At 42.1% G+C, this 12,056-nt stretch carries 13 protein-coding genes and 1 tRNA gene; 1 reads left to right on the top strand and 13 read right to left on the bottom strand.

The window, feature by feature from the left end:
- Nucleotides 1-192: 192 nt before the first annotated feature.
- Nucleotides 193-264, bottom strand: a tRNA-Arg gene (locus CSV67_RS05715).
- A gap of 231 nt (nt 265-495) precedes the next feature.
- Here CSV67_RS05715 and clpP point away from each other — a divergent pair.
- Nucleotides 496-1,092: an ATP-dependent Clp endopeptidase proteolytic subunit ClpP gene (clpP, locus tag CSV67_RS05710; protein ID WP_099630644.1), complete on the top strand. Its 597-nt coding sequence runs from the start codon at nt 496-498 to the stop codon at nt 1,090-1,092.
- 360 nt (nt 1,093-1,452) lie between these two features.
- On the opposite strand, the gene CSV67_RS05705 is transcribed toward clpP, so the two are convergent.
- The 12 genes from CSV67_RS05705 to hprK all read right to left on the bottom strand — a co-directional run bounded on the left by CSV67_RS05705 (nt 1,453) and on the right by hprK (nt 11,867).
- Nucleotides 1,453-1,710, bottom strand: coding sequence for an HPr family phosphocarrier protein (locus CSV67_RS05705; protein ID WP_099630643.1), 258 nt, complete (start codon nt 1,708-1,710; stop codon nt 1,453-1,455).
- A 48-nt stretch (nt 1,711-1,758) separates the two neighbouring features.
- The gene (whiA, locus tag CSV67_RS05700; RefSeq protein ID WP_085131583.1) at nt 1,759-2,685 is read right to left on the bottom strand and encodes a DNA-binding protein WhiA; all 927 of its coding nucleotides are present in this window, start codon (nt 2,683-2,685) and stop codon (nt 1,759-1,761) included.
- A 41-nt stretch (nt 2,686-2,726) separates the two neighbouring features.
- Nucleotides 2,727-3,689, bottom strand: a complete 963-nt coding sequence (locus CSV67_RS05695) for a gluconeogenesis factor YvcK family protein (protein ID WP_233192571.1) — start codon at nt 3,687-3,689, stop codon at nt 2,727-2,729.
- 7 nt (nt 3,690-3,696) lie between these two features.
- Nucleotides 3,697-4,584, bottom strand: a complete 888-nt coding sequence (gene rapZ / locus CSV67_RS05690) for an RNase adapter RapZ (protein WP_099630642.1) — start codon at nt 4,582-4,584, stop codon at nt 3,697-3,699.
- 5 nt (nt 4,585-4,589) lie between these two features.
- Nucleotides 4,590-5,066 carry an 8-oxo-dGTP diphosphatase gene (locus CSV67_RS05685; RefSeq protein WP_099630641.1) on the bottom strand — a complete coding sequence of 159 codons (477 nt, stop codon included), beginning with the start codon at nt 5,064-5,066 and terminating at the stop codon, nt 4,590-4,592.
- A gap of 204 nt (nt 5,067-5,270) precedes the next feature.
- Nucleotides 5,271-6,224 carry a thioredoxin-disulfide reductase gene (gene trxB / locus CSV67_RS05680; RefSeq protein WP_099630640.1) on the bottom strand — a complete coding sequence of 318 codons (954 nt, stop codon included), beginning with the start codon at nt 6,222-6,224 and terminating at the stop codon, nt 5,271-5,273.
- Between the two features lie 148 nt (nt 6,225-6,372).
- The gene (locus CSV67_RS05675) at nt 6,373-7,896 is read right to left on the bottom strand and encodes a tetratricopeptide repeat protein (RefSeq protein WP_099630822.1); all 1,524 of its coding nucleotides are present in this window, start codon (nt 7,894-7,896) and stop codon (nt 6,373-6,375) included.
- An 88-nt stretch (nt 7,897-7,984) separates the two neighbouring features.
- A complete protein-coding gene (locus CSV67_RS05670) occupies nt 7,985-8,506 on the bottom strand; it encodes an acyltransferase (RefSeq protein WP_099630639.1) in 522 nt (173 codons plus the stop codon).
- Nucleotides 8,503-9,159 carry a pyrophosphatase PpaX gene (gene ppaX / locus CSV67_RS05665; RefSeq protein ID WP_099630638.1) on the bottom strand — a complete coding sequence of 219 codons (657 nt, stop codon included), beginning with the start codon at nt 9,157-9,159 and terminating at the stop codon, nt 8,503-8,505. The genes CSV67_RS05670 and ppaX overlap by 4 nt, the downstream gene beginning before the upstream one ends.
- A complete protein-coding gene (locus CSV67_RS05660) occupies nt 9,152-10,114 on the bottom strand; it encodes a nucleoside recognition domain-containing protein (RefSeq protein WP_233192563.1) in 963 nt (320 codons plus the stop codon). Before CSV67_RS05660 ends, ppaX begins: the two co-directional genes overlap by 8 nt.
- On the bottom strand, nt 10,101-10,916 hold the full coding sequence (gene lgt / locus CSV67_RS05655; RefSeq protein ID WP_233192562.1) for a prolipoprotein diacylglyceryl transferase: 816 nt from the start codon (nt 10,914-10,916) through the stop codon (nt 10,101-10,103). Before lgt ends, CSV67_RS05660 begins: the two co-directional genes overlap by 14 nt.
- Entirely contained in the window at nt 10,917-11,867 is a 951-nt protein-coding gene (gene hprK / locus CSV67_RS05650; protein ID WP_099630636.1) for an HPr(Ser) kinase/phosphatase, read from the bottom strand. It abuts the gene before it with no gap.
- Nucleotides 11,868-12,056: the final 189 nt, after the last annotated feature.

The following is a 12,056-nucleotide window of genomic DNA, read 5'->3' as shown; positions in this document are numbered from 1 at the left end:
TCGCAAAGCCAAGCGATTCGTGAATACTTATACGAAACCAAAGACTGCCAAGGGATATTTAGCAACGAAGTTTAAAAGAAGTGCCAGACGGGGAAAATAAGAATAGAAAGCCGAGAGCAATAGAAATTCGAGCATAAAAAAAGCGTTTGAGCATAATCGCAAAATGCGAACTGTTCAAACACTTCACTATGATGCCCTCGGCGGGAGTCGAACCCACATTTCAAGCTTCGGAGGCTTGCGTGCTATCCATTGCACCACGAGGACTAAACGTGTAGTATCAAGCTTTAACTATAATTACTCAACTACAGAAAAAAGCTTTTCTTCTGTAAGAGACATCTTCCATTATATCGTAGAATATAATGAAAAGCAATGTGTATTTTTAAGGCAAATGATTTGACCTTTGTTGACCTTAATAGGTAAAATACAGTTATAGTTGAAATACGAAATGATTTCAACCGAACGAATATTATGAAGTGATTAAAGGAGGAAGTCTAATTGAATCTAATTCCTACAGTTATTGAACAAACAAATCGTGGTGAGCGAGCGTACGACATCTACTCTCGTCTATTAAAAGACCGTATTATCATGTTGGGGAGCGGCATTGACGACAACGTGGCAAACTCCATCGTTGCACAACTGCTATTCTTGGAAGCTGAAGATCCAGAAAAAGATATCTCCATTTACATTAACAGCCCAGGTGGAAGTATCACAGCGGGTATGGCAATCTACGATACAATGCAATACATCAAGCCAGACATCCGCACAATCTGTGTAGGTATGGCAGCATCTATGGGTGCATTCTTGCTAACTGCTGGTACAGAAGGTAAACGTTACGCTTTGCCAAACGCAGAAGTAATGATTCACCAACCATTAGGTGGCGCACAAGGTCAGGCAACTGAAATCGAAATTGCCGCAAAACGCATCTTACACCTACGTGAAAAACTAAACCAAATCCTTTCAGATCGCACGGGTCAGCCAATCGACGTCATCGCAAAAGACACAGACCGCGATAACTTCATGACTGCCGAACGCGCTAAAGAATACGGCCTAGTCGACCACGTTCTAGAACGCAGCGAAATCGAAAAGAAATAATCACTATAGGTTGTCCGGAACGCCAAATGGCCTTCCGTGACAACCTTTTTATTTTGTATTTTTATATGGACTTGGGGTTGGGTTTAATCTTTTCCAAACAAATGTACCAGCTTTCTAACTTCAGAAAGAAACGTAAACCAGGTGATCTGCGTTTTAGGCGGCGACTCCCGCGGGAAAAGCATGAGCCTTGAGACCCCGCAGGAACGCAGTGACGAGGAGGCTCAAGCCATGCCCGCAGGAAAGCGTCCGTCTAAAACGCAGATCAACGGCTTCCCCACGTCTCCCCTCACTAAGCCATAAACAAAAAAAGATGACGAAACCTCACAAGGTCACCGCCACCCATTTCCCATACTATTCAACTTACTGCTCCTCTTCCACTATGTCAGCTAAATTCTGAAGAGCCAAATCCTCATCAATCCCGTCCGTAATCAACGTGATCTCCGTCCCCTTCGCAATCGCCAAACTCATAATCCCCATGATACTCTTTGCATTCACTTGACGATTATCCTTCTTCAAATAAATATCAGCCGTATACTTATTGGCCTCCTGCACAAATAACGCCGCCTGTCTCGCTTGCAAACCAGGTTTAATTCCTACTTTCACTGTTTTTTCTACCATATTGTGTGCTCCTTTTCTTCCTCTTCTTAAGAAGGATCTACTAATAATTTACCGTAATCGATCTGCGATTTCTTCAATCTTACGCAAACGATGATTGACACCCGATTTACTAACCGGTGTACCCGTTACTAGCTCGCCTAGCTCTTTTAGCGTCACATCTTGATGAGTAACACGTAATTGAGCAATCTCTTGTAGACGTTCCGGTAATTGATCTAAACCAATCGTGCGCTCAATCAATTTAATATTTTCTACTTGCCTTTGTGCTGCACCAATCGTTTTATTCAGATTAGCGGTTTCACAATTCACTAGCCGATTCACACTGTTGCGCATATCTCGCATGATTCGCACATCCTCAAACTTCATTAGGGATACATGTGCACCGATGATGCCCAGAAAATCGGATATTTTTTCTGCTTCTTTTAGATACGCGATAAATCCTTTTTTGCGTTCAATAGATTTTGCATTCAAATGAAAATGGTTCATCAACTCAACAAGTGATTGACTATGTTCTTGATAGCTCGAGAAGACTTCCAAGTGATAAGAAGACGTCTCCGGATTATTAACGGAACCTCCTGCCAGGAAAGCTCCCCGTAAGTATGCGCGTGCACAGCAGTCTTTTTCAATTAGCTGTGGATCGATCGTGTTAATCATTTGGAAGTCATGCGTCATAATGGATAACTCTTCCAGTAAGTGCTTGGCCCCATCACGAATCCGGCAAATATAGACATTGTTTTTCTTTAAACGCATTTTTTTCCGTACAAGCAATTCCACTTTATATGGATACAACGCCTTCACATTCGAATACAAACGACGCGCAATAGAGGCATTTTCCGTTTGAACGTCAAGACTAAGTTGTTTATTTGAAAAAGACATAACGCCATTCATACGGATGAATGCCGCAATTTCTGCTTTCGTACAACAATCATCCGTTTCAATCTGCGTCAATTCTTTCTTTGTTTTGGATGCAAAAGACATGATATTCCCCCTCTTCGGCGATTTTCACATCTATCCGCCTTCTACGTTCTCTCTATATAACGCATCAACAAATCTGACACTTCCATTGTTTTATGCATAACCGTCCCATCAATAAGAGACGCGATCTCTTGCACAAATACTTCAGGCACTAGCGCTTGCAGGCACTCCAAATCATTTTCCACAAGCCAAGGCTCTTCATTTTCAGCCAGGTTATGCATACGTCTGAACGCTTCTACATTATTCACTAGAACTGCATCAAGAAACGGTGCTCCCGCATGATCATAGAGTGCCTGAACATGCTCAGAAGCAGTATAGCGATACGTTTCGCCACGTTGTGTGGTTAAGTTACCAACATAGACTTTTTTTGCAGCACTTTCGAGAATCGCTTCGCGAATGTCCTGCACTAAAAGTGTTGGCAAAGTACTAGTATACAAGCTTCCCGGTCCAAATACGATTAAATCTGCATTTTTTATCGTATCGGCTGTTTCCGGTAATGGTTTTACATCTTGAGGCGTGATGAAAACGTTACGGATTTTCCTTCCATAGAGAGGAATTTTCGATTCGCCTGTAATGATTGAACCATCTTCAAGCTCTGCATGCAAGGTAATTCGCTGATTTGCAGCAGGTAATACGGTTCCTTTAATATTCAGAACAGCGCCCATCTGCTCGACTGCACGGGCGAAATCACCAGTAATCGTTGTTAAGGCCGTAAGCATCAAATTCCCAAGAGAATGTCCCTTCAATCCATCTGATCCCTCAAAACGATGCTGGAACATTTTTTCAATCATGGGTTCGACATCTGAAAGCGCTGCCATAACCTGTCTTATATCTCCAGGTGGCGGGACGTTGTACTGGTCGAATAAACGACCTGAACTTCCCCCATCATCCGCCACCGTCACAATAGCTGTCAATTCAATTGGATAACGCTTTAAACCGCGAAGGATATTAGATAATCCTGTACCGCCTCCGAACACAACAACGCGTTTCTTTGTAGTGGATTGCATATTCATGTCAACCCTTTCTTTTTTCAACATCCCGATGCGATACATGTGTTGGGTAATCGCCTTTAAAAACGCCTGTAAAGTATTCGGCGAGTGTAACAGAACGGTGTTGACCACCTGTACAACCGAACGCTATGACTGCCTGACCTTTTCCTTCTTGTTTATACTGTGGAATTAAGAACTTGAATAAGTCCGTTAGTTTCTCAATCAATTCTTTCGTGTCCGCCCATTTCAATACATAATCCGATACTTCATGATTTAAACCTGTCAACGGACGTAATTCTTCCAAATAAAACGGGTTCGGTAAAAATCGTACGTCGAATACTACATCTGCATCAATCGGCATCCCATGCTTGAAACCAAACGATACGAAATTCAAGGTGAAGTTCGGCTCGCCTGCTTCAGAAAACTCCCGTGTGATTTTTTCCCGTAAGTGCTTGGGCTTTAATTTCGATGTATCAATAATAGAACGTGAAAGTCCTTTTATTTCAGTCAGCAAATGACGCTCTTTCCGAATCCCTTCGAGTAACACGCCACCTTCAGATAATGGGTGTGATCTGCGTGTTTCTTTATAACGTTTTACAAGAGCTTCATCATCTGAATCCAAGAACAACAAACTGGTTTTGACATCTTCCATCTTGAATAATCCTTCGAGTGCAGTAATCATGGAATCAAATAAACTTCCTCCGCGCGTATCCATCACTGCGGCAATACGTCTCATCTGATTATTCGACTTCATCATCAAATCGAGGAATGTTACAAATAGTTCGGGTGGCAAATTGTCGATACAATAGAATCCCATGTCTTCAAAGCATTGCATAGCGACTGTCTTGCCTGCACCTGACATACCCGTAATAATTACCACTTCATATTCATTTACCACTTGTGGTTGATCCATAAATATTATTCACCTTCCATTGATTGTTGAAGTGATTCCCGCAAGAGGCGGAATTGCTCTGTATAATAGAATGTTCCATACTGCATGCCTTTCTGATTAACCGCAAAGAGCAAATTCTTGCGATCACCTTCCGCCATTGGCAGTGTATGCAAACTTTCTAGCGGATGCCATTCTAATTCACCTTCGATAGTTGTCTTCATCAATTCCCCAGAATAATCATGTGCGACAAATGTGAAGAGTAACCATTCGTTCAATAATTCTATACCCTCATCGTCCATAATCATCATCGTATATATGCCTTTTACATGTGGCGAGATTGCCTGCGCACCGGTTTCTTCGAGAAATTCACGATGAGCTGCTTCATAGACCGATTCACCTTCGTCTATTTTCCCTCCCGGTGCCACATACCATCCACGCCTCGGCTTCTTTAGTAATAGGACTTGACCGTCTTTCACCACGAGCAAGTTAGCAATTTTTTGCATATGTAGTTCCCCACTTTTCAAGTATGTATGTATAGTATACAACGCTTTCATTGAAAACGAAAAAAAAAGACGGCTATTCACGGAAGTTTATACCGTAAATAGCCACAAAGTTGCTATATTATGAAAGGGGGTGTCTTTCTTTTTCTATTATCCCTCTCTTATATTGCAAGACGATTACACACACGTTACAATTTCAACGATCGTTTATGCCTTTGCTTCTACTTCTTCCGCCAACTCTTCAATATACTTCTGAGCTGCTTGAGCTGCAATACTGCCGTCTCCTGTAGCCGTCACGACTTGGCGTAATAATTTCTCCCGCACATCGCCAGCAGCAAAAATACCAGGAATTTTTGTTTCCATAATATCATTCGTTTCGATATAGCCGTTTTCATCCAAAATGCCTAGATCTTTGAAAGGCCCTGTTATGGGATCCAATCCTATATAAACGAACATACCTTCCGTTTCCATTTCGCGTTCAGAACCGTCTTCAGTTGAGACGAGCGTCAAGGAACCAATCTTACCATCCTTTTCATTCACTTGCTTAACCGTTGAATTCCAAATGAAATCAATCTTCTCATTTGCGAATGCACGCTCTTGTACAATTTTTTGTGCACGCAATGTATCACGACGGTGGATGATTGTTACCTTGTTAGCAAAACGTGTTAAGTATGAACCTTCTTCTACCGCCGAGTCACCGCCGCCAATTACGACGATATCTTTATTACGGAAGAATGCTCCGTCACATACCGCACAATAACTCACACCACGACCAGTCAATTCTTCTTCGCCCGGAACGCCTATCTTGCGGTATTCAGCACCTGTTGCCAAGATGATCGCACGTGCTTTATATTGTTTCTCACCCACATAAATTGTTTTGAATTCGCGGCCGTCTTCGATTTTCGTTACGTCACCGTAAGCATATTCTGCACCAAAACGTTTCGCATGATCGAACATTTTTGTGGAGAGATCTGGACCTAAAATACTCTCAAATCCAGGATAGTTCTCTATTTCTTCTGTGTTAGCCATTTGACCGCCTGGCACGCCTCTTTCTAACATCAATGTAGACATATTTCCTCGTGATGTATAGACAGCCGCTGTCATACCTGCTGGTCCTGCACCCACGATGATTACGTCATAAATCTTTTCTTCCGTCGTCATAGTCGTTTCCTCCTTCAAAATATGCACCTTATTTGGTGTTATTCACTTCGTCAAAAATTTCATCTGACTGGCAGATAAAACTATCGCTATATAAAATCGTACGAGAAACACACTCGAATTTCAACTTAAATGCAACTTCTGTAAGTAGTTATTCTTCTGTATAAGGCAGAAATTGAAGCAATTCCTGAATATACTTGGATAGCGTTGAAACGGATACGTTATAGTTTTCTGCTACAGATTTCTTTGTCACTTTTTTGTCATGCGATGATTGGAACATATAATCTGCCGCAGCAGCAAGTGCATGCACGTTACTGAACATATATTTCTGTTCAAGTGCATGTTCACATAACGTAAACCACATTTGAAAGAATTGTACACTTCGCTCATCAAGCGGTTTATACTCTTCATACAATAGATCACAAATAGCTAGCGCTTTTTTCAAAGCCTTTTCGAATGGATTCGTCACTTGGAATGAATAACTCAGGCTATGCGCTAAAAACAACTGTTCCGCAGCAGTCAATTTTTCAACGTCTATATATCCTGGATGCGAAAGGATTTCCTGTAAATGTGACGACTTTCCCACTACATATAAGCCGAACATTCGCTCACTGCGATAAGGACTCGAAATCTTTTCAATCAGAAACGGAACATCCTCTTCGTAAGAATCTACGTCCACCTCTTCGTCCAATGATTTCCATGGTTCAAATCCTTCTTTAGTAGGGTCCAATTTCAGCAAGGCTTCATTTGCCTGCTCCGCTACTTTTCGGTGACCTGTAAAGTATGCAGCATTCGCCAGCCAGAAGTAGTATCCGACATCACCTTCAAATCCGCGTTTTTGTAGACTGCGAAGCCAGTGATACGCTTCTTCATAACGACCTGTCAGCGCAAATGTCGCTCCTAATTTATAGCGCTGTTCGAATTGATACGGTTTAATCTTCGACAACAGTTCCATCATGCTGTTCAGACGCTCTTCATCCCGATTGTAATAAAAGAACACTGCCAAGTTACACAGCGCATGGATATTGCCTTTTTCCTCACGTAGGACATTGTATAGAATATCTTCCGCATGTTTTTCTTTACCTATATAAAAATATGCAAGCGCCAAATTATTATGGACAGCCCATGTCTTTGGATAATCCACTAATAAATCCTCAAGCACGTCAATGGCATCTTCAAAGTCCCCTTGTTCCATCATACGGCGCGCTTTTTCTTGCCTGAATATGACTTCCCCATCCAGCTGTTCGCCTTCTTCAACAAACATTTCTTCTTGATCGGCGAATTCAGAGATTTCATGGGCTTCTTCCACAAATACGCCATCCGGTGCTATAGCAACATATTTCAATGCATACTGCTTCGCTTCACGCAGTAGGCCCAGATGTGCGTGAACTTCTGCTAAATAGAATGTCGTCTCTTCATTGTTTGGATCCAGGTCATCAGCCGTTTGCAGAAGTTCATAAGCATCTTCAAAGCGGCCAACTTCCATAATAAACACACCGTATTCCATATGTGTCAGTGCATCTTCTGGATTCAAATCCAGTGCACGTTTATAATATTTTTCCGCGTCAGAAAATTGTTCACGTTGCATAGCTTGCATCGCGCGTTTACGATAAAAATCACCGTCAGGCAGGAATGATATAATTTTATCTCTTTTAAAACGTTGGTTGTTTTTCAATCGAACTCCTCCGAAAAAGTAAGAGGAACGCACTTGACGTCCCCCTGCAATGTATCCTCTAGTATAGCACAACTACATGGCCCGTCATTCATTTGCTTTCACGTGCTGCACGTTCTACCATTTGTTCGGCCGTATATATAATACGCACTGGATTACCGCCAGCAAATGTACCGGCCGGAATATCTTTATTGACGAGTGATGCAGCGGAAACAATGGCACCATCACCAATTTTCACACCCGGCAAAATCGTTGTATTGGCTCCAATCAGTACATTATTGCCTATTTCCACATCTCCAATACGGTATTCGTCTATCAAGTATTCATGCGCTAAAATCGTCGTATTAAACCCAATTATGGAGTTTTCACCGACAGAGATTCGTTCCGGAAACATGACATCCGGTACAACCATTAGCGCAAATGCCGTATGTTTTCCAACTTTCATCCGCAAGAACCATCGATACAGAACGTTTTTCCACGAAACAAATGGCGTGTACCGCGCAATCTGAATGACGATGAAATTTTTGGCTACCTTAAAGATCGAGATTGTACGGTAAATATGCCAAAGTGAATTTGCATCTCCTTTGGAAGGATGCCGTTCCGTGCGTCTCATAGTTTGATTCCCGCGGTGATTTTAAGTAAGTCGGACATATGCTGCAACATAAAGTCGGGTTTAAATGTCTGCAAATATTCTTCCCCTTTTAGTGCCCATGCAACTGCCGCAGTTCGTGTTCCTGCATTTTGTCCTCCGAGTATGTCGTGGAAGTTATCCCCAATCATGAGTGACTCTTCTGCTGTTCGATCTAGGCGTTTCAATGCCAGTAAAATCGGCTCTGGATCCGGTTTAGGATTCATTACATCATCCAGTCCAATCACAGTCTCAAAATAAGGTGCAATGCCTAGAAGGTTGATCCCTCTTTCTACCATATCGCGCTTCTTTGTGGAAACGACTGCCATCTTCAAGCCTAGATCATATAATTTACGAAGCGTATCTGTCACACCCTCGAATTCGGTTACATAGTCATCGTGATGCGCTAGATTCCATTCACGGTATTCTGCTACCAGTTCTTCTGTCTTATCCGATGCAATCGAGGAAAAAGTATCATGTAATGTAGGTCCGATAAACGGTAACATCTCTTCTCGCTGGAAACGTCCAGGGAAATGTTTTTCCAATACATACTGGAAAGATGAGAGTATTAACTCATTTGTATCGGCAAGCGTTCCGTCAAAGTCAAATAGTAATGTAGTAATTGGTTGATTAGTCAATAACAGCTTCCCCCTTCTCTCTCGGCTGTTTCCATAAAATACTCACAGTGATCGTCAATACAATGGCGGTCACAAGCCGAATTATCAATAATGGCCAAATCGGTATACCGAGTGGCAGGAATAACAGTGTATCCTCAATCACCGCATGGCATGCCATCAAGAAAATGAAGGCCAGTGTAATATCGCGTTTCGATACGCCATCTTCCTGCACTGCTTGAATCATGACACCTGCACCGTATGCCAAACCGATCAATAATCCCGCAACGAGTGTCATCGACGCATTGGGTTTCACACCAATCATTTTTGTAAACGGTGCCAACCCAGTAGAAAAACGCTCTAAGTAATTGCGATCTTTCACATACTGCACAACTAACATTAATGGAATGACGATCAATGCCAACTGCAAGACACCAAATGTTGCCTTTTCAAGTCCAAGTATGAAAATTTGCAAAAAGCCTTCTGGCACAACTTCCGCTTGCGGCGTTAGACCGTATTGCGCGATTTCATTGCCGCCTGTCCAGAATATATTAATCAGCACTCCAGCTAGCACAGCCAATCCAAGTCGAACGACAAGCACTGTCCATAGTTTAACGCCTACTTTTATGGCGACAGCTGTCTCAATGAACAGATTATGCGCAAAGCTGATCATCACAGCAATGATGAATACTTCTTTAACCGTTAATTCTAATGAAATGATGCCCGCAATTCCAGCATATAAATTTAATGCATTACCAAGCACGAGGGGCACAGCTGCTTCACCACGCAAGCCAAATAGATGCATAATAGGTTCCACCAATTGCACAAGCCAAGGTAAGATAGGTGTAAACTGCAAAATGGTTACAAGCAAAGTAATAGGGAAAATGATCTTGCCGAGTGACCATGTCGTTTTTAATCCCACTTGTAAACCATTTTTCAACGTATTGGATAGTGCGATATTATGTTTATTTGTCATCATAGTTCTCTTTCACTTTCATTACATATCTACGATACAACAAGATGGCAAGACCTACGACAATTCCTGTTACAGATACTAATTGTGCTGCCCGCAAACTACCGATGACATATAGACTATCCGTCCGCATCCCTTCAATGAAGAATCTACCGATTGAATACCAAATGACGTAAAATAAGAAAACTTCGCCTCGTTTCATCTTCAGCATTCTTCGGATAACTAAAATCAAAATGAGTCCGACTACATTCCATAACGACTCATACAAGAATGTCGGATGATACGTTATACCCTCAATCGTCATTTGATTCATAATCCAGTCAGGAATTATTGTGTTTTCCTTAAACGTATCTGAAACCGGTCCACCATGGGCTTCCTGATTCATAAAATTTCCCCAGCGACCGATAATTTGTCCAATTAATAAACCAGGCGCCGTAATATCTGCAACTTTCCAGAAGGATACCCCACGCTTCCTACAGAAAATCATCGCTGTAATGACCGCACCTATTAAGGCACCGTGGATTGCAATCCCGCCATTCCAAATTTGAATGATTTGGTCCGGATGGTCACGATAATAATCCCATGTGAAAATAACATAGTAAATTCGTGCACTGATGATGGAAATAGGAATCGCCCAAATGAGCATGTCCGTTAGTAAGTCGGGGTGCATTCCCCGCTTTAGCATTTCTCGTTGAACTACCATAAATCCTAAAATAATTCCGAGCGCGATCAAAATACCGTACCAGCGAACTTCTAGGCTGCCAATACTGATCGCGACTGGATTAATCGCTAGCATGGATACATTCACTTAGTCGCGCTCCTCTTCTTCTAATAGTTCTGCATTGTCTGCGATTGCTTGATCCAAACGCTTGGTAAATTCCTCTGCAGCATTAACGCCAAGACGTTTCATGCGATAATCCATTGCCGCTACTTCAATGATCACCGCGATATTCCGCCCTGGTCTTACGGGGACGGACAATTTCGTAATTTGCGAATCGAGTATCTCGACCTTCTCTTCATCAATTCCCAGACGATCATAATGCTTTTTATCATCCCAAATCTCTAAATCGACCGCTAACAATACACGCTTATCATCTTTCACGGAACTTGCACCAAATAACGTCATCAAATCGATAATACCGACGCCGCGAATCTCTAGCATATGCTTCAACAGTTTCGGTGACGTTCCGATTAAGATGTTATCGGATACTTGACGAATCTCAACAGAATCATCTGCAACTAGTCTATGCCCTTTTTTAATGAGTTCTAACGCAGTCTCACTTTTACCTACCCCGCTGCCACCTGTTATTAAAACCCCTACGCCATATACATCGACTAGCACACCATGAACTGTCGTCATCGGAGCGAGTTGTCCGACCAAGTAATTCGTCAGCATTCCAGAAAACTGTGTAGTTTTATAATCCGTCCGAAGAACAGGAATGTTTTTCTCTTCAGCTAATTGGCTCAATTCTTTTGGACCTTCCTCGCCATGAGCAATAATGAAAGCCGGCGTATCGTCCGAGCAAAGTCGCTCTAAGCGTTTTCTTCGCGTAATGGCAGACAATGTTTCAAGGAAAGACATCTCCTTGCGCCCGATCAACTGCACGCGTTCGGCAGGATAATAATCGAAATAGCCTGCCATCTCAAGCCCCGGCCGTGAAATATCACTCATTAGGATCTGCTTATGAATGCCCGCGTGTCCAGCAATCAATTCCAATCCAAATCGATTCATAATATCTTCTACTGTTAATTCACCCATGAAGTTCCTCACTTTCTGCTACGATGTACGTATTCCGGCAATCTTTTGCCGAATCATCGTTTCCTGTGCTTATGTACAAATCATTCAAACCTATTTTACCATGAAGGAAATGAAAAGAAATGGATTACTTCTTGATCTATATTCCCTTTTTGTATCCTTTTCAAAAGTCTTCTCTATATAGAGGATAAA

It is taken from the genome of Sporosarcina sp. P2 (assembly GCF_002743255.1).
Lineage (GTDB): Bacteria > Bacillota > Bacilli > Bacillales_A > Planococcaceae > Sporosarcina.
Note: the sequence above shows the minus strand (reverse complement) of the source record. Positions and strands in the feature narration are given on the sequence as shown.

What these genes read in the sequence shown, in the direction of transcription:
- trxB (WP_099630640.1), bottom strand. Translation starts at nt 6,224, where the DNA reads ATGACGACGGAAGAAAAGATTTATGACGTAATCATCGTGGGTGCAGGA.
- CSV67_RS05705 (WP_099630643.1), bottom strand. Translation starts at nt 1,710, where the DNA reads ATGGTAGAAAAAACAGTGAAAGTAGGAATTAAACCTGGTTTGCAAGCG.
- rapZ (WP_099630642.1), bottom strand. Translation starts at nt 4,584, where the DNA reads ATGGATCAACCACAAGTGGTAAATGAATATGAAGTGGTAATTATTACG.
- CSV67_RS05660 (WP_233192563.1), bottom strand. Translation starts at nt 10,114, where the DNA reads ATGATGACAAATAAACATAATATCGCACTATCCAATACGTTGAAAAAT.
- whiA (WP_085131583.1), bottom strand. Translation starts at nt 2,685, where the DNA reads ATGTCTTTTGCATCCAAAACAAAGAAAGAATTGACGCAGATTGAAACG.
- CSV67_RS05685 (WP_099630641.1), bottom strand. Translation starts at nt 5,066, where the DNA reads ATGCAAAAAATTGCTAACTTGCTCGTGGTGAAAGACGGTCAAGTCCTA.
- CSV67_RS05695 (WP_233192571.1), bottom strand. Translation starts at nt 3,689, where the DNA reads ATGCAATCCACTACAAAGAAACGCGTTGTTGTGTTCGGAGGCGGTACA.
- hprK (WP_099630636.1), bottom strand. Translation starts at nt 11,867, where the DNA reads ATGGGTGAATTAACAGTAGAAGATATTATGAATCGATTTGGATTGGAA.
- CSV67_RS05670 (WP_099630639.1), bottom strand. Translation starts at nt 8,506, where the DNA reads ATGAGACGCACGGAACGGCATCCTTCCAAAGGAGATGCAAATTCACTT.